General features: G+C 42.7%; 24 protein-coding genes. 16 read left to right on the top strand and 8 right to left on the bottom strand.

Annotated elements, in window-relative coordinates:
- Positions 1-5 precede the first annotated feature (5 nt).
- The 5 genes from ACP7AE_RS01605 (at position 6) to ACP7AE_RS01625 (ending at position 4,119) form a co-directional block, all read left to right on the top strand.
- On the top strand, positions 6-770 hold the full coding sequence (locus tag ACP7AE_RS01605) for a glycosyltransferase family 25 protein (protein WP_201539257.1): 765 nt from the start codon (positions 6-8) through the stop codon (positions 768-770).
- Between the two features lie 10 nt (positions 771-780).
- Positions 781-1,548: a glycosyltransferase family 25 protein gene (locus tag ACP7AE_RS01610; protein ID WP_426241122.1), complete on the top strand. Its 768-nt coding sequence runs from the start codon at positions 781-783 to the stop codon at positions 1,546-1,548.
- A gap of 54 nt (positions 1,549-1,602) precedes the next feature.
- Positions 1,603-2,457, top strand: a complete 855-nt coding sequence (locus ACP7AE_RS01615) for a glycosyltransferase (RefSeq protein WP_426241123.1) — start codon at positions 1,603-1,605, stop codon at positions 2,455-2,457.
- Positions 2,393-3,418: a capsular polysaccharide synthesis protein gene (locus ACP7AE_RS01620; protein WP_201539266.1), complete on the top strand. Its 1,026-nt coding sequence runs from the start codon at positions 2,393-2,395 to the stop codon at positions 3,416-3,418. The genes ACP7AE_RS01615 and ACP7AE_RS01620 overlap by 65 nt, the downstream gene beginning before the upstream one ends.
- A 104-nt stretch (positions 3,419-3,522) precedes the next feature.
- On the top strand, positions 3,523-4,119 hold the full coding sequence (locus ACP7AE_RS01625) for a YrbL family protein (RefSeq protein ID WP_426241124.1): 597 nt from the start codon (positions 3,523-3,525) through the stop codon (positions 4,117-4,119).
- 165 nt (positions 4,120-4,284) lie between these two features.
- Here the strand turns inward: ACP7AE_RS01625 and ACP7AE_RS01630 are convergent, their stop codons facing one another.
- Both ACP7AE_RS01630 and glnE read right to left on the bottom strand, forming a co-directional pair.
- Positions 4,285-5,214 carry a branched-chain amino acid transaminase gene (locus ACP7AE_RS01630; protein ID WP_055124135.1) on the bottom strand — a complete coding sequence of 310 codons (930 nt, stop codon included), beginning with the start codon at positions 5,212-5,214 and terminating at the stop codon, positions 4,285-4,287.
- A gap of 283 nt (positions 5,215-5,497) precedes the next feature.
- Positions 5,498-8,377, bottom strand: a complete 2,880-nt coding sequence (glnE, locus tag ACP7AE_RS01635; protein ID WP_426241125.1) for a bifunctional [glutamate--ammonia ligase]-adenylyl-L-tyrosine phosphorylase/[glutamate--ammonia-ligase] adenylyltransferase — start codon at positions 8,375-8,377, stop codon at positions 5,498-5,500.
- Between the two features lie 216 nt (positions 8,378-8,593).
- On the opposite strand from glnE, the gene tusD reads away from it, so the two are divergent.
- From tusD to ACP7AE_RS01655, 4 genes are all read left to right on the top strand, one after another.
- Positions 8,594-9,010, top strand: a complete 417-nt coding sequence (gene tusD / locus ACP7AE_RS01640) for a sulfurtransferase complex subunit TusD (protein WP_426241126.1) — start codon at positions 8,594-8,596, stop codon at positions 9,008-9,010.
- A gap of 71 nt (positions 9,011-9,081) precedes the next feature.
- A complete protein-coding gene (locus ACP7AE_RS01645; RefSeq protein WP_045454966.1) occupies positions 9,082-9,405 on the top strand; it encodes a hypothetical protein in 324 nt (107 codons plus the stop codon).
- A gap of 114 nt (positions 9,406-9,519) precedes the next feature.
- Positions 9,520-9,894, top strand: coding sequence for a hypothetical protein (locus tag ACP7AE_RS01650; RefSeq protein WP_426241127.1), 375 nt, complete (start codon positions 9,520-9,522; stop codon positions 9,892-9,894).
- Positions 9,891-10,262 (top strand): TusE/DsrC/DsvC family sulfur relay protein, encoded by a 372-nt coding sequence (locus ACP7AE_RS01655; protein ID WP_426241128.1) that lies wholly within the window; start codon positions 9,891-9,893, stop codon positions 10,260-10,262. The genes ACP7AE_RS01650 and ACP7AE_RS01655 overlap by 4 nt, the downstream gene beginning before the upstream one ends.
- Positions 10,263-10,354: 92 nt before the next feature.
- Here the strand turns inward: ACP7AE_RS01655 and ACP7AE_RS01660 are convergent, their stop codons facing one another.
- A complete protein-coding gene (locus ACP7AE_RS01660) occupies positions 10,355-10,927 on the bottom strand; it encodes a tRNA (cytidine(34)-2'-O)-methyltransferase (protein WP_426241129.1) in 573 nt (190 codons plus the stop codon).
- Between the two features lie 302 nt (positions 10,928-11,229).
- On the opposite strand from ACP7AE_RS01660, the gene ACP7AE_RS01665 reads away from it, so the two are divergent.
- Entirely contained in the window at positions 11,230-11,370 is a 141-nt protein-coding gene (locus tag ACP7AE_RS01665) for an entericidin A/B family lipoprotein (protein WP_045447789.1), read from the top strand.
- Positions 11,371-11,483: 113 nt separating this feature from the next.
- Here ACP7AE_RS01665 and hemW read toward each other — a convergent pair whose 3' ends face one another.
- A complete protein-coding gene (gene hemW / locus ACP7AE_RS01670; protein WP_426241130.1) occupies positions 11,484-12,782 on the bottom strand; it encodes a radical SAM family heme chaperone HemW in 1,299 nt (432 codons plus the stop codon).
- A gap of 261 nt (positions 12,783-13,043) precedes the next feature.
- Here hemW and ACP7AE_RS01675 point away from each other — a divergent pair, with 261 nt between their 5' ends.
- The 5 genes from ACP7AE_RS01675 to accC all read left to right on the top strand — a co-directional run bounded on the left by ACP7AE_RS01675 (position 13,044) and on the right by accC (position 18,751).
- Positions 13,044-13,538 (top strand): EVE domain-containing protein, encoded by a 495-nt coding sequence (locus ACP7AE_RS01675; protein WP_426241131.1) that lies wholly within the window; start codon positions 13,044-13,046, stop codon positions 13,536-13,538.
- A 148-nt stretch (positions 13,539-13,686) separates the two neighbouring features.
- Positions 13,687-14,727, top strand: coding sequence for a hypothetical protein (locus tag ACP7AE_RS01680; protein ID WP_426241132.1), 1,041 nt, complete (start codon positions 13,687-13,689; stop codon positions 14,725-14,727).
- Between the two features lie 461 nt (positions 14,728-15,188).
- Entirely contained in the window at positions 15,189-16,556 is a 1,368-nt protein-coding gene (locus ACP7AE_RS01685) for an MATE family efflux transporter (protein ID WP_193009166.1), read from the top strand.
- A 250-nt stretch (positions 16,557-16,806) separates the two neighbouring features.
- Positions 16,807-17,235 (top strand): acetyl-CoA carboxylase biotin carboxyl carrier protein, encoded by a 429-nt coding sequence (gene accB, locus ACP7AE_RS01690; RefSeq protein ID WP_045447773.1) that lies wholly within the window; start codon positions 16,807-16,809, stop codon positions 17,233-17,235.
- 154 nt (positions 17,236-17,389) lie between these two features.
- Complete coding sequence (gene accC / locus ACP7AE_RS01695) at positions 17,390-18,751, top strand: acetyl-CoA carboxylase biotin carboxylase subunit (RefSeq protein WP_060490945.1); 1,362 nt, start codon at positions 17,390-17,392, stop codon at positions 18,749-18,751.
- A 111-nt stretch (positions 18,752-18,862) separates the two neighbouring features.
- Here the strand turns inward: accC and ACP7AE_RS01700 are convergent, their stop codons facing one another.
- Entirely contained in the window at positions 18,863-19,483 is a 621-nt protein-coding gene (locus tag ACP7AE_RS01700; RefSeq protein WP_201539303.1) for a hypothetical protein, read from the bottom strand.
- 259 nt (positions 19,484-19,742) lie between these two features.
- Complete coding sequence (gene leuA / locus ACP7AE_RS01705) at positions 19,743-21,527, bottom strand: 2-isopropylmalate synthase (RefSeq protein WP_201539305.1); 1,785 nt, start codon at positions 21,525-21,527, stop codon at positions 19,743-19,745.
- Between the two features lie 218 nt (positions 21,528-21,745).
- Between leuA and ACP7AE_RS01710 the strand changes: the two genes are divergently transcribed.
- Positions 21,746-22,234, top strand: coding sequence for an Lrp/AsnC family transcriptional regulator (locus ACP7AE_RS01710; protein ID WP_045447764.1), 489 nt, complete (start codon positions 21,746-21,748; stop codon positions 22,232-22,234).
- Here ACP7AE_RS01710 and ACP7AE_RS01715 read toward each other — a convergent pair.
- Entirely contained in the window at positions 22,231-23,487 is a 1,257-nt protein-coding gene (locus tag ACP7AE_RS01715; RefSeq protein ID WP_426241133.1) for a YbfB/YjiJ family MFS transporter, read from the bottom strand. The two genes, ACP7AE_RS01710 and ACP7AE_RS01715, sit on opposite strands and share 4 nt — an antisense overlap.
- A 94-nt stretch (positions 23,488-23,581) precedes the next feature.
- Positions 23,582-24,934, bottom strand: a complete 1,353-nt coding sequence (locus ACP7AE_RS01720) for an ABC1 kinase family protein (protein WP_426241134.1) — start codon at positions 24,932-24,934, stop codon at positions 23,582-23,584.
- Between the last annotated feature and the right edge of the window lie 48 nt (positions 24,935-24,982).

The following is a 24,982-nucleotide window of genomic DNA, read 5'->3' on the forward strand; positions in this document are numbered from 1 at the left end:
AACCTATGAAGACATTGACATATTTGATTAATTTAGATGGAAGCGATACGCGTCTAGAGAGCGCAACTCAGCAGTTAGAGCAGATAGACTGGCCATTTGAAAGGATACCTGCCTATGATGGTCGCGGCAAAGAGCTGTCTGATTTTGTAGATTATGATGATTTTCAAGCCAGAAAAAATCTAGGACGTGGCTTATTAAGCTCCGAAATCGGCTGCTATCTAAGTCATTACAACTGCGCTGAACAATTTTTGCAGACGGATGCTGACTTTTTGGTTGTACTAGAAGATGATATGACCTTGTCTACCAGCTTCAAGACAATCGTCAATGAAACCCTAGCGTTTTTATATGCTCATCCAACGTTGGACTGGTACTTGATAAATCTTGCAGCAAAAAAGAAAAAGCTTGCTCGGGATATCGTTAGCTTCGATAAACATACATTATGGCACGCCTATTATTTCCCTATTCGTGGTCTTGGCCTCATTTGGTCACGTAAGGGTGCTGAAGCATTTATAGCAGCCGCCAAACCCATCTCTATGCCCGTTGATATATTCTTCCAACAATGGCTGAGTGACAATGGGAAAGGTTTGGGGGTTTGGCCTGCATTGGTGAAGCCCTTGGGACTTGACAGCGATATCTTAGGAACCGAGGCTTCGCAAAACATAAAACGCAAAGACAAAGAAAATCGAGACTTGTCCTATAATATAAAAAAACAGAAAAGAATGTGGCAAAATAAAACCACAGCTGTTGCCAACTTATACCTAAATAAGTAGTTTATATTTTATGAAAAATATCGTAATAAGTTTAGAATCTGCGGCAGAGCGCAGAAAGCATATACACGAAGAGTTTGGCAAACATAAAGTAGATTTTGAGTTCTTTGATGCGTTAACTCCAGATTTGGCTCATGCTTATGCTCAAAATTTGCCCATTAATTTAGAAAACATCGCTTTGACTGGTGGCGAATTGGCATGTTTTATGAGTCATGCTTCCGTTTGGCAACAAATGATTGATCAAAATATACCGTATTTAGCCATTTTTGAAGACGATATATATTTAGGTGAAGATGCAGAAACGCTATTAACCACCACGAGTTGGATAAAACCTGACTGGCATATTATTAAAACAGAAGCCTTTTCCGAAAAAGTTTTTTTGTCCTCCAACTCCTCTGAGATTGTCTCAAGTAGGCGGCGCATTGCCCAATTAAAGGGGAAAAATTTAGGTACCGCCGGTTATATTTTGTCGTTGCGCGGTGCGCAAGTATATTTGGACTATATCTCAAAAAACAAACTGCGACCGCTTGATGAGTTAATGTTTGACGATTTTATCAAACATGACGCTGAACCCGTCTATCAAATGACCCCTGCTCTATGCATTCAAGAAATGCTGTTAAATAAAGGCAATCCCTCGCTTCCAAGCGCCCTAATTACAGATCGTCAAGGTCGTATGAAGTCAGAGAAAAAACCTGCTATGTTTAAAGCGAAGCGCGAAATTAACAGGGTTGCGATGAAACTTAAGAAATCCATATTTGCGACAGAAGTAGTTTTTAAATAGTATTTTTTATCGTTAAATATTTTATTATGATAATAATTTTGGAATGGGAAAGTAATGACGGAAGATAACAAACCATCTGTAGCCATATTATATATTGCCACTGGTCGATATACCGTTTTTTGGGATTACTTCTATTGCTCTGCTGAAAAACACTTACTTCCCAATAGTAACAAACACTATGTTTTATTTACTGATAACCTAGCATTAATCAGCAGGCAGACTGACTATCCGAATGTCACAATGATCAAACAGGAGGCTTTAGGATGGCCTTATAGCACATTGATGCGCTTTAAATTCTTTTTAGGGGCAAAGTCTATTATTGAAAAATATGACTTCATATTCTACTTTAATGCCAATACAGAGTTTCTTTCTGATATCACTGAAGATGAGTTGTTGCCTCTCGATCACCATGAGGAGCTGAGTCTTGGCGTTCAGCCTCATATGTTTCATCTCAATAAACGTGCCTACACTTATGATCGTAACCCTCAATCACAAGCATATATTCCCTATCATAAAGGAAAATATTATTTCACAGGTGCGTTGAATGGTGGGAAATCTCATGCATATTTACAGATGTGCGAAAATCTCAACCAAAACACAGAATTAGATTTAAAAAATAACGTTATTGCACTATGGCATGATGAAAGTCAATTGAACAAATTTGCATTAGATCGTACAGACATTAAAGTTCTACCACCCTATTTCACACGTGGAGAGCACGAATACTGGAAAAAAAGCTCAAAAATAATGTTTTCGGATAAAACACATTATCGATTTGGCGGACATGCTTATTTAAGAGCTGAAACAAATGACAAAATTACAAAATCTGACTGGGAACAGAAAAATGGCAAACGTCGAAGAAAGCTCAACACTCGATTCAAGCAATATATCGCCTCACTTTTTTTCTGATAGTGAGAGCCATAAACAGCTTAAAAAGAAAAAGAAAAAGCCTTATCGTTATCTATATAACTTAATCACCCCACACAGCAAACGCAAAGCGTTCGAAAAAGAGGCCAATCTTGAGCAACAAAACCAAGTAGCCACGTGTTGGACATCTTTTATTGAGCTATATTACAGTGACAAGCTAGAATATTTTTCATTACAGCCAAAAAAAGAATTTTATGATGAAAAAATAATTTGGCAGTATTGGGGTCAAGGCATTAATGAAAATCAGTTGCCTGCAGCAGTTAAATTATATTTCAAATCGATAGACAAACACTGTCCAGACTATAAAATAATCCGGCTAGATGACAGTAATATTCATGAATATCTAGATATACCTAAATTTGTTTGGGATAAAAAAACATTCTCAGGATTTAAACCAGCATTTTTTGCAGATTTATTACGCTTAGCATTACTTGATGTTTATGGCGGCGTTTGGTTAGATGCAACTATCTATCTCACCGAACCTTTGCCTAATATGTTAAAGGATAATGGTTTTTTTATGTACCAGCGCACCACAGACGCACATAATAAACAACAATGGCATAAATTTAATAGCTACTATTTTAACTGGGATAGTAAGCACAAGGTAAACTTGCTGAATAGCGTTATCTTTTCTCACAAAAAAAATCCGGTCATTCATACGTGTTTGGATTTAATGTTAAACTTTTGGAAAACGCAAGAATATATTCCTCATTATTTTTTCTTTCAAATCTTATTTGACACGCTCATTAAGGGCAAACTTGCACAGTATCAATGCCCTATCATCGATGATACTAAACCTCATTTACTAGTTGCTACTTTGCATAACCCTTATGCTGAAGCCGATTATCAAAACATAGTCTCACAAGCTGGTATCCATAAAATGTCTTATGTTAAACAAGTCAGACCTGATTCGTACTATGAATACTTATTAAAAAACACTTAAATACAGCTTTATTACTAATGCGGACTGTCACTATAATATAAATTACCTTTTTCTTTTGCTTAGACTATTCATTGAATTTTTTATATGACTAACTGAGATGTATTATGATTTTAATTCAAAATCTAAAAAGAATAGATGCAGGCACTCAGAAGTATATATATGAGCACCCATCTGATACTGATAAGATTATCAAAATAATGAAGCCTGAGCATGCGACATATAATGGTGGTAGAAAGGGTCAGCATTACTTGCGCGGTCATCATTCTCAGGGCATATACAAACAGTTTCGCAGAGAGATATTGCAATATTTACAGCTTTGTAAGAACAACTATGGTCAGCAACGATTTACGTTTCCAATGGAAACCGTATATGGCTTTATCGCAACGGATAAAGGGTTGGGCCTAGTGACGGAAAAGGTCATAGACCCTAGCGGCTCAACCATGACACTTTACGAGCTTTCTAATACCAATCTTTTTAATGACACACATGCACAGGCGTTAAATAAGTTTTTTGATGAGTGTTGTGAATTGCATGTGGTATTGGGTGAAGTTAATATTGCTGGCATTATGTATACCGAGCACAGACAAGGTATTCCTGAGTTTGTATTGGTTGATGGCATTGGTGAAAAATTATTCATTCCTTTTAGGGCAATGAGCAAAACGATTAATAGCCATAATGTTCGAAAGATTGAAAAAAAATAAAATCCAAAATTAGCTATTATTCTACTAAGCATTAGAATTATGACCATGATAGTTATCAATGTGATCTTTATTTATTCGCAACCAATTTATAAATACAGCAGAAGACCCAAGACAACTACGTTGTTTTGGGTCTTTTATTAAAGTCTACTATCTCATGAATTAGTCTTAATCAATAAAACTTAACCAATCCATATACTGCTCATTGCGACCATGCACCACATCAAAGTATAAGGTTTGTAGCTGCTCAGTCAAAGGTCCACGTCCACCATTACCGATAGTACGATCATCATATTCACGGATAGGCGTCACTTCAGCCGCCGTACCCGTCATGAATATCTCATCTGCCAAATAAAACTCATCACGAGTGATACGGCGCTCAACGACTTTGATACCTAGATCATCGGCAAATTGAATAATAGTACGACGCGTGATTCCGTCAAGTGCACCGCCCGCTAAATCTGGCGTATGCAGCACACCGTCTTTGACTAAGAATAAGTTTTCGCCAGCACCTTGGCAGACGTAACCCTGTGGATCCATCAAGATAGCTTCGTCATAGCCATTACGAGTGACTTCTTGGTTTGCCATGATGGACACTGGATAGTTGCTCGAGGCTTTTGCCTTACACATGGTCACATTGGTCATATGATGAGTAAATGACGAGGTTTTTACACGGATACCGTTTTTGATACCCTCTTCACCCAGATAAGCGCCCCAATGCCAAGCAGCAACCATTGCATTGATGCTGTTATCACGTGACGATAAACCAAGCTTTTCAGCACCGACCCAAATGAGCGGACGAATATAGGCTTCTGCCAAGTTGTTTTGTTTGACCACATCTTTGTGCGCTTGCTCCAGAGTCGCTGCATCAAACGGTACATTCATTTGAAAGATTTTTGCAGAGCCTAACAGACGCTCGGTATGCTCTTTTAGGCGAAAAATAGCCGTACGATTATCCGCAGTTTGGTACGCGCGCACACCTTCAAACACCGCCATGCCATAATGCAAGCTATGCGTCAGCACATGGACTTTGGCATCTGGCTGCTCAATCATTGTGCCATTCATCCAAAGCTTACCATCTTGTGTTGCCATATTCATTTTATAATCCTTATGTTAGCACTAACGGCTATTTTTTTAGGTATAGTCGACGCACGTATAAATGCTTCGACTAGAGGTTTTGTTTAATCTTATTTATCAACATCATATGATAACACCGCAGCGTCAAATTTTATTGCTAAAATATAGTGTTATCCTTACTCAGAAATAACCAACAACTGACAGCTTTATCGTAATGTGTCGCCGATTATATCACTGGCGGTGCTAGCAAATGAAATCTTTTAGTTTGAGTATCACAGGCTATTATTTATAAGCAAAAACCTTCTTAAGAATTGGGCGAATCGTCATCTGCCAAATTAACACCCATCAAATGTTGCCATTGCGCTTGTACTAATGCTCGTGTTTCTTTCCACAGTGACTCATCCACCAATAGCGATTGCTCTGATAGTGCCAATTGATGAGTAGCAGCACGAATTCTGAGGTAGGCATCCGTCAAATCTTGGCAGACTTGCTCCTCCCAAATACCCAGTGATGCCACTTCTTCAAAAATACGAACGTTGTCGCTCCATTTGGTCAGGCTTGGATGCTCATGCGAATAAGCCAATACTGCAAATTGCGCTAAGAACTCAATGTCGATGATCCCGCCTGCATCTTGTTTAAGATGAAACTTACCTGCTTGTTGTTGCCATTGACTGGTGCCCAGATGTTTTTGCATCTTAATACGCATACTGGTGACTTCTGTACGCACCTGCTCTATCGTGCGTGGTAATGATAATACGTCTCGGCGAATATCACAAAAGCGTGCCGTCACTCGTTTGTCACCGCAAATCGCTCGCGCCCGTACCAAGGCTTGATGCTCCCACGACCATGCCTTTTCTAGCTGATAGGTTTCAAAAGCATGACAAGACACCACCATCATGCCAGCATTACCTGAGGGGCGCAGACGCATATCAATCTCATAAGCGCGGCCATCTCGAGTTTGGGTATTGAGATAGTTCATCAGCTTTTGTACCAAACGGGCAGCAAACTTCATACCGCTGACTGATTTTTCACCCGTAGTCATACTCTGCTCTTTTATCTTATGCAAAAACACCAAATCCAAATCTGAAGAATACGACAGCTCTAGCCCGCCAAGCTTGCCATAACCAATGATGGCAAAACCGCAGTCTGCCTCGGTCACTGGATCGCCATCTTGACCAATAGGATAGCCGTAGCGTTTGACAATTTCTGCAAAAGCCCGTTCTAATGCGGCTTCTAGTACCACCGCTGCGATATACGTAAGAGAATCCGACACCTTCATAATCGGACGCTCAGCCAATACATCACTAGCGGCAACCGCCAATACTTGGTTCTTCTTAAATAGTCTTAATACGCTGAGCAGCTCTTCTTCGTCATTAGGCTCTACGCGCAATAGCTGTTGACGCAAAATATCGCGCAACTCTGGCTTGTCCGGCAAGTGGCGATAGCGCTGCTGTAAAAAAGTATCTAAAAGCACAGGATAATGTGCCAACTCTTTGGCAATCCAAGGACTGGCCGATAGCATGGGTATCAGCTCAATCGTCGCATTGGGATTTTCTGCAATCATCACCAAATAGATAGAACGACGACAAATCGCTTCGAGCAATGTAATGAGACGCGGCAAAGCGGTATTGGCCAATTGCTGCTGCTCTTGATGAGCGAGTAACGCATGGATAATCACAGGATAAGCGTCATCCAACCGCTCGCGAGCCTCATCGCTTAAGTTAGCGACCATCTTTGACTGCCAAAAATCTTGTAATAGCACTCGGTTTTCTGCCGTTAACACATCATTCAATCGTGCAATCTGTTCATCAAGATGTTCGGGCTCAAGATCTGTGTCTTCATGATCCGGTACCTGACGTTCGGTCACCATACGCTCAAAGGGAACATTGACATTGTCTCGGTGGTGGTTAAGGGTATCTAACAGTGCGTTCCAATCGTCAAACCCAAGGGTAACTGCCAAGTTATACTGCCACTGCGGATCATGTGGCAAACGCTGAGTCTGTTGATCATTAATCGCTTGAATGGCATGTTCAAGGCGACGCAAAAAACGATACGCAGCTTGGAGCTCTTGATAAGTAGTCCTCTCTAGATACTCAAGCTTATGTAATACCTGCATTGCTTGTAAACAAGATTTCACCTGCAATTGAGGATGCCTGCCACCATAGATCAACTGAAAGGCCTGCACAATAAATTCAATGTCTCTGATACCACCAGCACCCAGCTTGATGTTATCCAAATCCTCCCGCTGAGCGACTTGGTTTTGGATAAGGGATTTCATCTCCCTGAGCGCTGAAAAAGCACTATAATCCACGTAATAACGGAAAACAAAGGGCTTGATGAGCGCTTGTATCTCATCATAAAACGGCTGTTCTAGCTGCCCGACTACTCGTGCTTTTAACCATGCAAAGCGCTCCCATGCACGTCCATGTTGAGAGAAGTACTTCTGCAATGCGGATAAATGAATGGCCAAATCACTACCGTCACCCCAAGGGCGCAGACGCATATCGACCCGAAAGACAAAGCCATCAGCCGTCTTTTGATCCAATAATTTAATAATACCTTGACCAAGCCTTGTCATAAACCGCTTATTATCTATGCTGCGCGTGCCTTTTGATTTATCACCGCTGGTTACACCGCGAGCCTGATGAACAAAGATAAGGTCTATATCACTCGATAGATTCAGCTCATGAGCGCCAAGCTTACCCATCGCCATAATCGCCATGTCATCAATTTGCACGTTACCTTTGGCATTGACAAACGTTGGTTCGCCGTACTGTTTAATCAAATGCTGGTAGGTATAATCTTTGGCAAATGAGATACAGCCATCTGCAAACTCAGACAGCTCGTCGGTCAATTGCTCAAGTGCTATCAGTTGTAAGGCATCTTGCCAAATCCAGCGCATCATCAGCAGTGTACGTAGATGACGCAGGCCACTCATCACCTTCACTTCATCAGCAAGTTGGTAATTATCATCTAACGTATAATCTTGAATCAAATCATCGATTTGCTGCCGAGTTAAGGTTCGATCTAACGGGTAGCTACGTAAAAACGTTTGGCATGAAACCGTTCGACTCTCCCAAATTTGATAAGCGAACTCGCTTGCTGTCTGCAATATTCGCAGCTGTTCGGTTGTATACTGACAATCTGTACCATGGGTCGCACGTGAAGGCATAGCGGGTGACATAGGGAACATAACTCCTTGCATAGAGAGATAAGACTACGTGAACTTAGCGCATAAGTTTATCGTTTTTTCTTACGAAGCAGTCACAGCATCAACTAACGATACTCAATATGTCAGTATTTAATATAAAACTACGTTTAATGACAGTGACCCTATTTGCTTTTGAGCGCTTTATGGTAGCATAAACAACTTTAGCGCAGATGATTGAAAAGAGCTCTTATGACAACCATGACCCCATTGCTTCTGATTACTGCTGATCCTAGCCACCCACTTGCCCATTTAGCGCTACGTTATGCACGCGCTTATCTGAAAAATGCTGCCAATAATAAAGATACCAATGATAGTGTCACCTTAAACGTGTTTTTTTATGGCGATGCAGCTCATACTGCCAATGGTTTACGCTGGCAGTCGGCGGATCAAATTAATTTGACCAAAGAGTGGCAAACGCTCGCTGAGCAGTTCCAGTTAGCGCTGCCTGTCTGTGTCAGTACTGCACTCAGTCGCGGCATTAGCGACACGGATAACAGCAAACGCCATCAACTTAATGGTGACAACCTTGCCACCGGCTTTGCACTGGTCGGACTGAGTGAGCTGGCGATGATGATGCAAGGCGACTGTCGTTTGATGCAATTTTGATGACTTGCCGTGCAGACAGATTACATTTTATGATAATAATTGTCAGCGACCAATTAGATTAGGAATTAACCATGAAATTATTAATTCAGCTGCTCACGCCGACTGAAATGGCAAGTTATGAAGGCTGTGCGCTTGCATTAACGCTAGCAACCTTTGGTCATGAAGTACAGCTGTATTTGGATGCGCCTGTTTTTGGCTTGTTGATGCAGCCTGCGTCGCGTTTGCATGGCATGATTCAGTCGCTTGAGCTATATGACATGCCAGCCGCTTGGCTACCTGACGATGTCTTTAGCGGGTGGGTCACGGGTATGCTGCCTATTGATTTGGCTTCACAATTGACATTGATACCTGAAGTGGTGAACGCTTCAGACTTTGAGCAAATACTACGCTTTTAGCCTCGCAATTTTATTTGTAATACTTTAAATACTAGGGCGTGTCCTCATTTTAAAAATAGAGATAAAAATGAGAACACGCCTTATCCTAAATCTAGCAACGAATCGGACACTGTTATGGCAACTTTATATCAAATACACAGCACAATGGATACGCTCAGGCGCAGTGTCGATGAGATGTCACGTACATGGCGCACTGGTGACAGTATTCTCTTGCTTGGTAGCACCGTGGCTTTTATCAGTTGGCTTGATGCGTATTTGAGTGACAGTGAAATACAAGGCATCGCAAATATTTATGCCTTAGCCGAGGATGTGGCGCAGCTAAGTACCAATACCAGCGCGAAGCTCAATCTAGAGACCAAGTTGAGTGGGCTGTTAACGGATGAAGAATGGGTCAATCTAACTCAGAGTACTAGTGTTAGTAATACCAATGCTAGTAATACGAGTGCTAATAATGCGGGGTTTGACAAAGTAGTGACCATCGCCCTATGAATAACGATAATACGATCAATCACGATATAACCAATCATGATATAACAGCGGCAATCAACGTTGAATTAGATCAAGACGGTCATTTATGTGACCATAACATCTGGACCCCTGATATCGCTCAGAAATTGGCCAATACTCTAGAGGTGCATCTAGAAACTGAGCATTTACAAATTTTACAGCAGGTACGAGCATTTTTTACTCAGTTTAATCACGCACCAGCCACGCGCCCACTGATTAAATGGTTACAGAAAACCTTGCCAGAGCATGATATCAGCAATCAGAAACTACAGCAGTTATTCAACACTGGCTTGGTTGCCCGCCATGTCAATCGCCTTGCCGGTCTGCCCAAACCACCCAACTGCTTATAAGATATATGGCATATATGATTGATAAGGTGTTATGAATGGCGATGAATACCTAAATGTTGGATCATCGCCTGCAATCAGTAAAAAATGCATGGCTATTTTGGATCGTACACTGTCAACGTCTCATACCCGATACTACGACCTTCATCACCAGTGAAGCCTTGCTGACGCCAGACCTCATACAGACATATCGCCACACTATTCGATAAGTTCAAACTGCGTGAATCAGCCAGCATAGGCAAGCGCAACCAGTGATCAGCGCCGATATCTTCACGTATATCATCTGCCAGACCTGCTGTTTCAGAGCCAAATACTAAGGCGACATTAGGTATCTGCTCAGGCATCAGAGCACGAGCAGATTCGGCAGCCACCTGTTGCCCACCAAAGTCATAGTCATAAAAGGGCTTGCTCAGTTTGGTGGTCAATGCTGTGACAATATGACAATCCGCTGCCTGTAGCGCCAGTTTTGCTGCTGCCCAATCATCATGTACTTGTAGGTGCGCGTATTCATGATAATCCAAACCTGCACGCCGTAGCTTTTTATCATCAAGCTCAAACCCTAATGGCCTGACCAAATGTAGCTGCGCGCCCGTGTTGGCACATAAGCGGATAATATTGCCCGTGTTACTAGGCATTTTTGGCGCTACCAACACAATATGAGTGGTCATATCGACTCCTTAAGTCGTCAAATCTGCGTATTATCGTCGATCCAAGATAATGTGGACAGACTCTACTAAAATGATGGTTATTTGAATTTCTGAGCAAAAGGTAATTAAAAGTTACAGTTTACTGCTAATAATTACATTTTGATACTTTGCACAGTTTTTAACTTTCACTATGATGTCTCTAACGGATATCGAGATAGTATTTATCAATTATTATCTTATCCAATAACCCCTCAGTGAGGCTCAAGCCTAATGCTTAGCATCACTGTTATTATTTATAACGACCCATTTTTGAGGATTCTATTATGAAAAAATTAATCATCGCATCTTTAACTGCTATGTTTGTTCTAACTGGTTGCAACACTTTTAAAGGTTTGGGCCAAGACGTATCAAGCGCTGGCGAAGCTGTTACTGGCGGCGCACAAGACGTACAAAATAAAATCTAAGTATTGATTTTTTTGCGTATTTGAAAGGCTTATCATTTATGTGATAAGCCTTTTTTTATGACTTTATTTTTCGATAGTAAAGACTGACATTAAAGAACAGTAAACATCTCTAATTATAAGAAAGCTCGCAATATCTGATTGAGATAACGTTGACCCAATAGCGTTGGCTGTAGCCGCTCAGTATTGTCTACTAGCAATCCCTGAGTAATCAATTGCGCCACTTGTACAGCAATATCATCGTAACTCAGCCCTGTCCTTGCGGTAAACATCGACCAAGCGACGCCGTCATGTAGACGTAGCGCATTCAGCATAAACTCACTCACCAACTCCTCACTATCAATTTCCTGCCAACCCACCATTTGTGGTGCGCTTTGTTTAATAGAAGAGTCAGTGATATCTTGATAATCCACATAATCCTTAGGCAGTCGTGACTTACTAAAACGATAAATACCAGAGTCTGCTAGCAAGTCATTCTTTAAGCCATTCTCTGTTAATGCTAATGCTTCATGAGCAATCGTTACTTTGCCATGTGCACCCGCACCAATCGCTAGGTAGTCACCAAATTGCCAGTAATTAACATTGTGACGGCATGCTTTATCTGACGCGCTTGCCCACGCGGATACTTCGTAATTGCGGTAGCCCAACTGCTGCAACAACGCTTGACCTGCCTGCTCAATATCTGCCAAGTTATCCTCATCTGGCAAAATCGGCTGGCTACGGTAAAATACAGTATTGGGCTCAATCGTTAATTGATACCAAGAAATATGCGTCGCCCCAGCATCATGCGCCATCTGGATATCGTTCAGCGCCTCATTCATCGTTTGCTGCGGTAACCCATGCATCAAATCGACATTGACTCGCTCAAACCCAGCCTCGCGAGCCGCACGAATCGCTGACAATGCTTGTGCAGGGTCATGTATGCGACCAAGGGTCTTGAGCTTATCAGCAGCAAAGCTTTGTACACCTATCGACAAACGATTGATACCCACCTCTAAATATTGGGCAAAAGGCGCATGCTCAAGCGTGCCCGGATTGGCTTCCATCGTCACTTCAATGCCATCAGCAAACTTAAAAATGTTGCGTAAGCCAGTAAACAATCGCTGGTATTGCACAATGGGTAGCAGTGAAGGCGTACCACCACCGATAAAAATCGAACTGATTTCACGCGCTTGGGTTAACGACTGCTGCATGGCGGCATCTGACAGCAGCGCATCCACATATTCGTCATACATAGATAGCTGCATATCCATCGGCAGCTCATGCGAATTAAAATCACAATAAGGGCATTTTTTGACACACCACGGGATATGAATATAAAGCGCCAGTGGAATGGCGCTTACCTGTATCCCACTCGCAGTCTTATTAGAGATGCTGAGATTATCAGAAAAATGGTCAGATTTAATATTTGACATAAACGAAGGTATCTATAAAAAAGGTTACATAAATGGATGACTGCTGTCACTAGCAGAAAGTAGCGCTAGGATAACGGCTAATGTGATTAAAAAAAAGGCTATCTTAAAGAAAAGCCGATCAATAACAAAACCAATCACAAACATGCATGTTAACCCTGTACTTTTATAGGCAAAATAGTGAAGAATGATGGCATAAAATGACATTGCATACAGTGATATTGCAAATAATGAATGGCTGATAATGATAAATAGGATAAAGATATGGCTTATTGGTTAATGAAGTCCAACCCCAAGTTTTTTGGTATTGATGATTTGCAACGCCTAGAGACCGACAGTTGGGATGGTGTGCGCAATTACCGCGCTCGTAACTTCATGCGTGACGAGATGCAGGTCGGCGACAAGGTGTTCTTTTATCACTCTAGCGCTAAGCCGTCTGGCGTCGCTGGCATCATGACGGTAAGCAAAGCAGGCTACCCTGACCCTTGCCAGTTCCATCCTGAGCACCGTCATTACGATCCTATTGCCACCGAAGATGAGCCACGATGGTATATGGTAGACGTCACTTTTGAGCAAGCATTTATTGATATTCTACCACTATCAGCCCTTAAATTTTTACCCGCACTTGAGGATTCATTATTAATGAGAAAAGGCTGTGAGCAACTTACCGTGATTCCACTAGATCCCAAACACTGGTACACCATTATGGATATGGCAGAAACACTTAACCTACTATCTGAGCAACCAGTGGTGAGATAGCAACGATTGAGTAAGGTTTTTAGTGTTATCAACGAACACTTATTGATACGCTGCCTGCAAAAAATTTGCTATATTTGCGATTTATGCTCAACAATTCATTTCTCGACCTTCTTTATCACACCTTTATCCCCATTATCAGGACCCGCTTATGAGCGCACCCAAACTACTATTATCTGTATTAACCGTCAGCATGTTCAGTCTGACCCTTAGCGCCTGTGGCAGTGACGGGGACAAGGTCAAAGAGGAATATGACCGAATAGAAGATCAGGTGAAAGATGAATATGATCGTGTGGAAGACAAGGTCAAAGAGAAGTATAAAGAAGTCGAAGATAAGCTTAGCGATGATGAAAAGTCCATGGCTGAGATTTTGGAGTCGGTATTTTTACCAGAAGAATCACTCGATAATTTCTTGGATAAAATAACCCCAGAAGGCGGTCGCGGCGGTTTATATGTCGGACACTTCATTGAGATTGACGATGGTGACAGCGACGATATCGATATCGGTGCCGTTTACTTTGATATCAGTAAAGATGGCGCTGGCAGCGTCGATGGTAGCGTTAGTTATCAGCAGCAAGCCTGCCAAGAAAACAATACTTTGGGTATCAACTCAGCCATCAAGGTTGACAACTATATCGCGGGTAAAATAACAGGCAGTCTCGATACGTTAGCGTTTTTAGACATTAAATATGTCAATGATTTGGGCGTAGAAACACCAAACTTATTAACCACCTTTGCGGGGAGCTTTGAGGAAAAAGAAGCAGGATCACCTTGGAGAGGTAGCTTTGAGTATCAGGATGGCCTTGGCGGTAAAAAACTAACCAGTAGCGAAAAAAATTGCAACGTCACCTACACCATCAGCGATCGCTCTAACTTTAAGACGTACCAACTTGATTATAGTCTGGGCAAAATGACTCTTGATATCATCGGTAATGGCAGTCAAAAGACCGTCACTTGGCAAAATCCTGCCAATACCAAGTATTTACTGGTCAGCCAAATTGATGTCAATAAAGCCGAGTCTGGTGCCAACGGCTATGTGCAGAACGTGATATTAAGTAATCTTGAAACACAGTTTGCCCCTGTCATTCCAGCCATGTCCACCAATTACGTGATTGTCGTGCAAGCATTTGATGCCAATAATACCTTGATTGGCTATCAAGCGGTGGTGCAAGATTTACCTGAGTCGCTATAAATATGTGCTGATGTGCCTATAAGTTAGAACGGTTATCGTCAAGTGCACATTTTATGGAATCGATTACCTTTCATAGTCAGTTTTTAAGATCAATACAACGCTTTTAAAGCGTTGACATCATAGCGTGGCTTCTTTACCATTCTATTTATTTATGACCTGTCAATCCACTGCTTGGATTGACGGGTTATTTTTATTTTTGTGCCTGACTTTTTTTGCATACTCTGTCTATATGGGCTTGCTCATATTATTTATCGGAGTATTATCGTCGGCACGACTCCCCCTTTTACATCCAGCCAAAAAACTGGATTGGCTTGGTTAAACTTGCTTAGGGCGTGTCCTCATTCTCATTTGCTTTTCTGCTCAAATTTTTGGTCATGGTATGACCGTCTCGCTATTGTTTTGTTGATGGCAATATTTGCTCATCTATCATAATTACCGCAAAGAATAAAAAGTTGCTCACTATGGTTTTCCCATTATCTTTTAGAGATTTTAAAAGCTACAGCTTACGCTTAGGCGTGCTCGCGCTTCCTATTTTAATTACTCAGTTTTGCCAAGCAGCACTTGGTGTGGTCGATGCTATCATGGCAGGTCAAGTCTCCGCGCTTGATTTAGCAGCCGTCGCCGTTGGCTCTGGTATTTGGCTGCCGCTGTTTTTATTAGCCACTGGTATTTTAATCGCCACCACCCCTCTTATTGGTGAGGCGATTGGTCAAAATAAGCACCATCAAGTACCGCATATCACGCAGCAGTCTTTATGGACCGCCAGTGTCATTGGTATTATGGGCTTTATCATCGTTAATTTAGCACCCAATGTACTTGGGGTCATGGGTGTGCCTGAAAACATCCAACCGATAGCAACGCAGTATTTGCATGGCGTGTCGTTTGGTTTTCCCGCACTGGCTGTCTATGCGGTGCTACGCAGTTATTGCGAAGCACTTGGGCGACCTGAGCCGGTGACAGTGATTAGTATTATCGGGCTACTTGCCGATATTCCCCTTAACTATATATTTATCCACGGTCTGTTTGGCATGCCCGAAATGGGCGGCGCAGGCTGCGGGGTCGCAACAGCCATTGTGTTATGGATAAATGTTTTATTACTGGCGGCTTATACCAGCTTTACTAAGCGACAGCAGTTTGCCAGCACGCGCTTCTTTTATGCCTTTGCCAGTCCTAATCGTGCACAGATTAAAAAGCTCCTTAAACTTGGTATTCCGATTGGTATCTCTATCTTTTTTGAAGCCAGTTTGTTCAGCTTGGGCGCTCTTGTTATCAGTCCATTAGGTGAGCTAGCAACCGCATCGCATCAAGTGGCATTAGCGGTAACCTCCCAGCTGTTTATGATTCCGATATCAGTCGCTATGGCACTGACAATCATGGTATCCAATCGTTTTGGCGAAAAAAACCTCATGGCGTTACGTCAAGTGCAAGCCACTGGTCTTATCTGGACAGTATTGATTGCGCTCACGTGTATGCTTGGTATTTGGCTATTTAGGCCGCAATTGGCAGCCGCATTCTCTGATAACCCAGCCGTTATCACGCAATCTATGCATTTACTTATTTTTGCCCTTGGTTATCAGCTGTTCGATGGCTGGCAAGTCAACGTCGCTGGTATATTGCGCGGCATGCAAGACACCACGATACCAATGTGGGTCACGTTGTTTTGTTACTGGCTGGTGGCATTGCCACTCGGTGTTTATTTGGTGCGCTTCACCGATATAGGCGCACAAGGGTTTTGGATGGCATTAATCACGGGGTTATTCTTATCGTCTATTCTACTCACCCTACGCCTGCGCTATCAACAAAAGCGTCTGACGGCGATGTGGGGTTAATGCATCAGCTATACTGATGTAAATGCAGTATCTACTAACCATGACTAGCGCTACATGGTCACATAGACTATGATAAATCATTAAGCATTTCTTACTCGTAAGAAATGCTTACGTCATAATATGTAAAAAAACTCAGTTAACAACTGTACATCGATTGCTCATTGCCATGAATATAGGTATCATTAGCAATTACCTACACAATATTTAGTTACACTATTTCTTGAAATTAGTAGAAGGCAAAATTAAAACTATGGATATTGAAAAAATACGCACCCTAATCGCCCTCATGGAAGAAAGTGAACTGGTTAATTTAGAAATCAGCTCAGATGATGAACATATCAGCTTAACTCGTCACTATGATGCGCCTGCACCGACCATGATGGCCGCACCTGCTGCTGGCATTGCCCCTATCACTGCTGAAGCAAAGCCAGCGGTAAAAGCGGGTAGCGTTGAGACATCACCGATGGTTGGTGTTTATTACTCAGCCCCTAGCCCTAATGATCCGCCATTCGTAAAGGTCGGACAAAAGGTGCAAGCTGGTGACACATTGGGCATCATCGAAGCCATGAAAATTATGAATCCTCTTGAGGCAACGCAAAGTGGTGTCGTTGACGAAATCTTAGTCGATAACTCCGAAGTGGTACAGTTTGGTCAACCCGTCATACGCTATAGAGCTTAACGACACTATTTACCAACCTTTACCTCATTATGATAGAGATTTCGTTATCATTTGGCATTTTAGCTTGAGTTATTTTATCTTTATCGTAGCTCGATTTAATGGTGCCTAAAATAACGACTCTATCAATGACCGCCGCTTCGACAAGGATGACCCCATGATAAAAAAACTGCTCATCGCCAATAGAGGTGAGATTGCCCTACGTATCGTTCGAGCCTGCAAAGCCCTTGGCATAGAGACCGTCGGTGTCTACTCCACAGCTGATGCAAACTTGATGCATCTGCGCTTTGTTGATGAGGCAATCTGTATTGGCAAACCCAATGCCAATCAAAGCTATCTTGATATCAATACTATTTTAACCGCAGCTGAAATCACTGGTGCCGACGCTATCCATCCGGGTTATGGTTTTTTGGCTGAAAATGCTGAATTCGCTGAACGCGTCGAAGAAGCAGGTCTCACTTTCGTTGGTCCTAATGCTGACCACATCCGATTAATGGGCAATAAAGTCTCTGCTATTAATGCGATGAAAAAAGCTGGCGTACCGACCGTCCCTGGTTCAGTGGGCGCGGTAACGTTGCATAATGCTGAAGAGCAAGCACGCCATATCGGCTTTCCGTTATTGATTAAAGCCGCTTCTGGCGGCGGCGGTCGCGGTATGCGCGTGGTTGAGCGCTTCGAAGAAGTCATTGGGCAAGTACAGGCTGCTAAGCAAGAAGCTGAGCTGTGGTTTGGCGATGATACCGTGTATATGGAACGCTACCTACAAAATCCGCGCCACGTAGAGATACAAGTGCTTGGCGATGGTAATGGTAATGCCATTCATTTATACGATCGAGATTGTTCATTGCAACGTCGCCACCAAAAAGTATTAGAAGAAGCCCCTGCGCCTGATATCCCTGATGATGTACGTCAGCCTATCTTGGATGCTTGCGTCAAAGCATGTGAGTTGGTGAAATATCGCGGTGCTGGTACTTTTGAGTTTTTATTTGAAAATAATGAATACTTTTTTATTGAGATGAATACTCGTGTGCAAGTTGAGCATCCGGTAACTGAGATGATTACTGGCATCGACGTGGTCGTCGAGCAGCTAAAAATTGCAGCCGGCTACGGCTTGTCTTATCGTCAAAGCGAGATTGAGATTCAAGGTCATGCCATTGAATGTCGCATCAATGCTGAAGACCCAGCGACCTTTATGCCTTGTCCTGGCACAGTCACTCAGTTATTTGCCCCCAGTGGTGCTGGTGTACGCTTTGACTCGCACCTCTACCCGGGCTACGAGATTCCAAGCTATTATGACTCATTGATTGGCAAGCTTATCTGCCATGGTCAAACGCGCCAGCAAGCCGTCTCTAAGACGCTGCATGCACTCGATGAATTGGTGATTGAGGGTATTAAGACCAATATCCCACTGCATCGTGATGTCATTTTAGCAGATGACAATTTTATTCACGAAGCACAAAATATTCATTACCTTGAAAGAGAGCTTTTAACTGGCAATAAAAAGAAGGCGGATGTATAACCTACTTTGATTTTTGTTAAACATAAAAAAACCGCTACCTATTTAGATAGCGGTTTTTTTATGTTTCTATTTTAGAAAAAATAGTTTTAAGTTTTATAAGTAAAGAAAATGCTACGGCAACACTCTATTAAAATTCATAAAGCATTCATTACCATCAGGATCCGCACACCACTGCATTTGGTTGCCATCGTGGTTTAAAAACGCAATCAATGCTTCGTCAGTTTGGTCGATTTGGTTACCTGAACAATCTACCTCATTGTTGTCATAGACTGTTTTTAGCGCAATAATGGGCAGCCCTTCTTCGCGGTGCGTGATTAGGTAACGACCATATGTCCATTCTTTGCCACTCACTGCCCACATCTCATTATCGGCCGCAAAATTATATAGCTCGCGACACTGATTTGCTTTTTTGGCAGAGACCTTTAACTGGTTGTTGGTATTTGGCTTAATATTAAGGACGCGCTTTTCACTTTGCACAAGGACACCGCCTTCTGTGCCAGCAGTCACTTCTGGCTCATCAATTTTTGTCTGGTTCAGCTCTTTTGCTACAGCTTGTCTGGCTTTGGCTTCTTTGGTCATCGTGATACTACTGTCCAAGTCGATTTCCCATTGTCCCGCGATAGCTGGGCTGATATGAGTGGTAATAGTTGGTTTAGTGACCACTTCGCCATTTACTGGCAATGACGCCAAAATAGCAGCCAATGAAAATGAAGCAAGTGAGATAGGTTCCATAATTAACCTTTTGTTTATAATAATATAATAGTATGAGTTATGTACATTAGCGTAAGTCTTAGACATCAAAAACACAAGTAACATTATGCTATTAGTCGTGATGCTTTAGCCAACTGCAAGATAGGCGATAGTCATAAAAGTCTATTTTCTGCATATAGACTGTCGTTTTTCATGCAAAAAATAACGCCATCGCTTTACTTGCCAAAGACAAGAAGCGACAGCGTTATAGCTACAAGTTATTAAGACGATCATAAAAACATTAAGCAGTGGCAGTACTAACTGCTTGAGCAAACGCTGATAATGCGCCTTTAAGCATCGCTGATACAGTACTGCTACAAGTGCCAATGCCAGAATAAACTTCACCATCTACATTTAGTTGGATATAAGCCGCCGCATTTGCATTAGTTTTGTTGTCATTATTGGTATCATCATCGATGCCATCACCGCTATTGTGCTGCGGATTAATCGCATGCTCAGCGTAGTTGATGACATGTATCGATTTACCAGTGTGCTGGGCAAGGCCGTCTATAAAAGATGATAATGGACCATTACCAGTGCCATCAATATTAATGATGTCCCCATTCATTTGTACTTGACCAGTAAAGTAGACTTCACCGCCTTTATTATTGACCGTATAATCTAATAGCTCAAAACTGCCTTGCTGTAGATACGTATCTTCAAAGGTTTGTAAGATTTCATCATTCTGCAATTCGCGAGCAGCTGATTCAGCTTGCTTCTGTACCACGCCGCTGAAGTCAATTTGCATCCAGCGCGGCAAATTAAAGCCATAGTTGCGCTGCAAGATATAAGCCACACCGCCTTTACCAGACTGGCTATTGATACGTACCACATCCTGATAACTACGACCGATATGCGCCGGATCAATTGGCAAGTAAGCCACATCCCAAACGTTATCCGTCTCGTTTTGATGCTTTTCGTTATAATCGAGAGATTTTTTGATGGCATCTTGATGCGAGCCACTAAAGGCCGTAAAGACCAATTCGCCGACGTATGGATGACGCGGATGTAAGGGCAAATTGTTACATTCGCTGACCACTTGTACAATTTCGCTCATGTTACTAAAATCAAGCTCTGGATCGATACCTTGACTAAACAAGTTCATCGCCATGACCATGATATCCATATTACCCGTACGCTCACCGTTACCCAATAGCGTACCTTCGATACGATCGGCGCCCGCTAATACCCCAAGCTCTGCTGCTGCAACCGCACAGCCACGGTCATTATGCGTATGCAAGCTAATAACGACATGCTCACGCTGGGCAAGATGACGGCAGAAATATTCGACTTGGTCGGCAAAAACATTGGGCATAGACGCTTCAACCGTCGCTGGCAAGTTTAAAATAACTTCCTGCCCTTGTTGTGGTTGCCATACTTCACAAACCGCATCACAGACTTCTACGGCATATTCAGTTTCTGTTTGACTAAAGCTCTCAGGTGAATATTGGAACACCCATTCCGTCTCAGGATACTGTGCCGCATACTTCTGTAATAGCTTGGCACCAGTGATGGCAATTTCTTTAATCTCAGCTTTGTCTTTACCGTAGACCTTTTCACGTTGTACACGGCACGTTGAATTATAAACATGGACAATCGCACGCTTCGCGCCTTTCAATGACTCAAACGTACGGGCAATCAAATGCTCACGAGCCTGCACCAATACCTGCAAAGTCACATCGTCTGGGACGTGATTTTCTTCGATAAGTTTACGAGCAAAATCAAACTCAACCTGCGCCGCTGATGGAAAGCCAATTTCAATTTCTTTAAAACCAACCTCAACCAACGTTTTAAAAAAACGCATTTTTTGTTCGATCGTCATCGGGTCAATCAGTGCTTGATTGCCATCACGCAGATCCACACTTGCCCAAATTGGTGACTTTTCAATCGTTTTGCTCGGCCAAGTACGATCTGACAGCGAGGGCGCAAAAGCAAATGGACGATACTTTTTATAATCAAAAGCGGCATTTTTGGGTGTAATCTTTGCAGTCGTTGAGGCTACAGTGCGTTTGGCTTGGTCAGACATAATCAATCCTTAGATGATATGGGAATTTATGTTTTTAGCTGGACGGCTGGTGATTAGATCAATGTTTATCATACGAGATAACCAATGTTTATACCATAATAATATCAGAGTTTATGCAATAGAAATCAGCTTTCTTTTATAATATATGACACTATTTTAGTGAAAAAGTACAATTTACTCAGTATAATTAGATGAATTCACTAATAAAGCAACAGATCATGCCAAACAGTCATCTGGATAGTCCACATTTAGCCGATATTGATGAGATCGATCGACAGCTCTTGCGCGTATTGCAAACTCAGGCACGTATGAGTATCACCGAGCTTGCCGAACGCGTCAACCTGTCAGCCACGCCTTGTGCACGCCGTATTAAACGCTTAGAAGATGCTGGTATTATCACGGGTTATCACACCAAAACGGATGCGCAAAAACTTGGCTACCCGCTCGCCGTCTTTATCGCGATTAGTATGGACCGCCATACGGCTGAACGCTTTGAGCAATTTGAGCGTAAGATTCAGAGCTTTGATGAAGTCATTAGCTGTAGCATTGTCACGGGTCGTACGGAAGACTACCTTATCAAGGTAAGAGTACGCGATATGGCACATTATGAGGAGTTTTTATTACATAGGCTCAATCGTATCGAAGGTGTCGCTCAAGTGCATACCAGTTTTGAGCTGCGAGAAATATTTAATCGTAGTGTGGTTTAAATGGTAGTCGGTGGCTGTCGACGAAACAATAGCAACAGCACCAATCCAACCATCAATCCAGCGGCGGCAACGAGTAACCCTGCATTGAAATTGTCGTCCTGCCCTGCCAATGCTACCGTCACCAATGGTCCCAAGAATTGACCCAATGCATAAGCCAAAGTTGCCAATCCTATCAGCAAATTTGAGTAAGCAGGATTGATATTTTTAATCAAAGTGAGCGTCATCGATACCATACCCACAAAGGTCAAACCTAAAATAGCAGCATTTCCGTACAAACCAATAGCGCCGCCGAACCATATGGGCAAGCACATCCCAAATGCTTGTAATATCGTTAAGCCTATTAACGTTTTAATTTCACCAATTCGCTTGGCAAGTGCGCCCCACAGTGGATTTGATAACATCGCAAACACACCAACGACTAGCCAAATGAGCAATCCAGCATACGTCTGCGTCGTGAGGCGCTGTGCTGCCATTACTGGCAAAAAAGTCGCAGAGGTAATATAACCAAAGCCTGCCAGTATATAGCTCGCTGATAGCAAAGCAATAGCCTTACGATGACCAGCAATGGCCTCATACAAAGCGCGCTTAAAGCTCAAATAGGTTTGATGCACTGACACGTGCTGTTTAGGATCAGTCCGCAGCGAGACGGAACCCTGTGCTTGTCTTGGTTTTACCGCATAGAGTAGCCATACCAGAGGTAAGCTTGTAAAGCCTGCTACTAACCAAATGACATCAAAATGATAGCCCAATATTAACAACCACCACGTCAGTATGGCAGAGGCACTGATGCCCACACCAATACCTGCGTAGTGTACTGCCGACAGTACAGAGCGGCGTTCAGGACTTAAGCTTTGAATCACAAACGATGAGCTCAAAATCATCGCTACCCCGCTTGCAATACCTGCGATTAGACGAATGAGATACCATACAGTTAATGACATATCAGGTACGACAAGTAGCATCGTTGTGACGACACTTACAATCGCCCACAGTGTCAGCGCTTGCCACGTCGAGCGCTGAGGCACAAACATGGCGATGAGGGCACCGATAAAATAACCGATGTAATTGATAGAGGCAAGCCAGCCTGCAATCGTCGTTGAAATCGACAGTTGCACCATAATATCGGGCAAGGTGGCAGTAAAGAGGAAGCGTCCATAGCCCATGACGACTGCCATGCAGTACATACCGATACAGGCAATGGCAGCTTCATTGGTAATATGAGGAAAAGCACGGCTTTTGAGAGCAGTCATCATGACAGAGCCATTTTTGCGGCAATTAGCACACAATCCTTTGTGTTAGAGCATTCAAGAGCAGCGGCGGATTAATAATCAAACATACAAGCGAAAACTACGATACGTTTACTGTTGGTGGCATGGTCACATCTGTTTCTGTGTGTCCTAGCATTTGTACGCGTTGATCACTAAACATATCCATATCAGGTGCCAGCGTACGCATAAAGCGATCAAAATAGAGCATCTGCTTGGTCAATAAAGCAAAGTCACGTGGGAAATGTATGCCATGGCGCTTACCGACTTCTACAATCTCAAGCATCATTTTATTTAGCTCATCGGCTTGTTCTTTACTATTAAAAGGCACACCACTGGTAAAGGATTTGTCCTCCGCCATAATAGTCTTCATCATACGCTGCAAATCATTACCCAATGCCACTACATCGACTTTATTGCCACCATGGGTCATTTCCATATCAATCATATGGCGCGCCATCGCTTGATAGTCACTGTCCTGCATGGCTTGCATCATACCCATGCACGCACGCCAACTCTCAGCTTTTAGTTTACCGACAATACCAAAATCCAAGAAGCCAATACGACCATCGGTTAATAGCATCAAATTGCCCGCATGCAGGTCAGCATGAAAACTGTTGCACAGCATGAGACTGGCAAACCACGTATTTAAGGTATCCGCCATGACTTGCGCAGGATCAGCACAATACTGACGCATGAGCGACTCATCGACCATAGATACGCCGTACAAGCGGCTCATGGTTAATACACGCTTGGTCGTCAGCTCTTCATATACTTTGGGTGCTACCACGCGCGTATTGCCTGATACGGCTAAGAACTGCTGAAAATCGCGGATGTTTTGTGCCTCAGCGATAAAGTCCGTCTCGGCAAGCATACGCAGGCGAATCTCATCGATAATCGGCGCAATACTGGCAAACTTCATCGACGGCATCAGGATCTCAAGTAACTTAGTCACCCCATGCAATACGCCCAAATCCGTTTGCATAATGGTCTCGACGTCAGGTTTTTGTACCTTTAATACGACTTCATCGCCATTATGCAACCGTGCCGCATGAACTTGCGCAATAGAGGCTGACGCTAGTGGCTTTGAGTCGATATGGGCGAACTTATCATCAAGCGTCATGCCATCAACGGCCAACTCTTCTTTCAATACCTGCTCGATATAAGCATAGGACAATGGCGTGGTCTGATCCAAACAGCTCTGAAAAGCTTTTACATATTCGCGTGGAAACAGTGAAGGCGTACTGGCGATAAACTGACCAATCTTGATATAAGTCGTGCCCAACTGCTCAAACGTTTCTTTTAATAATGTGGCATCAGGCTTTTCACCTTTTGCCACTCTCAGCGCAGATAAACCTGCCACGCTGGCTGTTTGGCGAACACGGTTCATGACATTGAAGGTATGCTTTAATAAATGCGGACGATGAATTTTCATAAAAAACAACTATGGTCATAAGGAAGGTTTTTGAGAATAGGCGATTAT

It is taken from the genome of Psychrobacter sp. TWP2-1-2 (assembly GCF_049896785.1).
In the GTDB taxonomy this organism is placed as follows: Bacteria; Pseudomonadota; Gammaproteobacteria; order Pseudomonadales; family Moraxellaceae; genus Psychrobacter.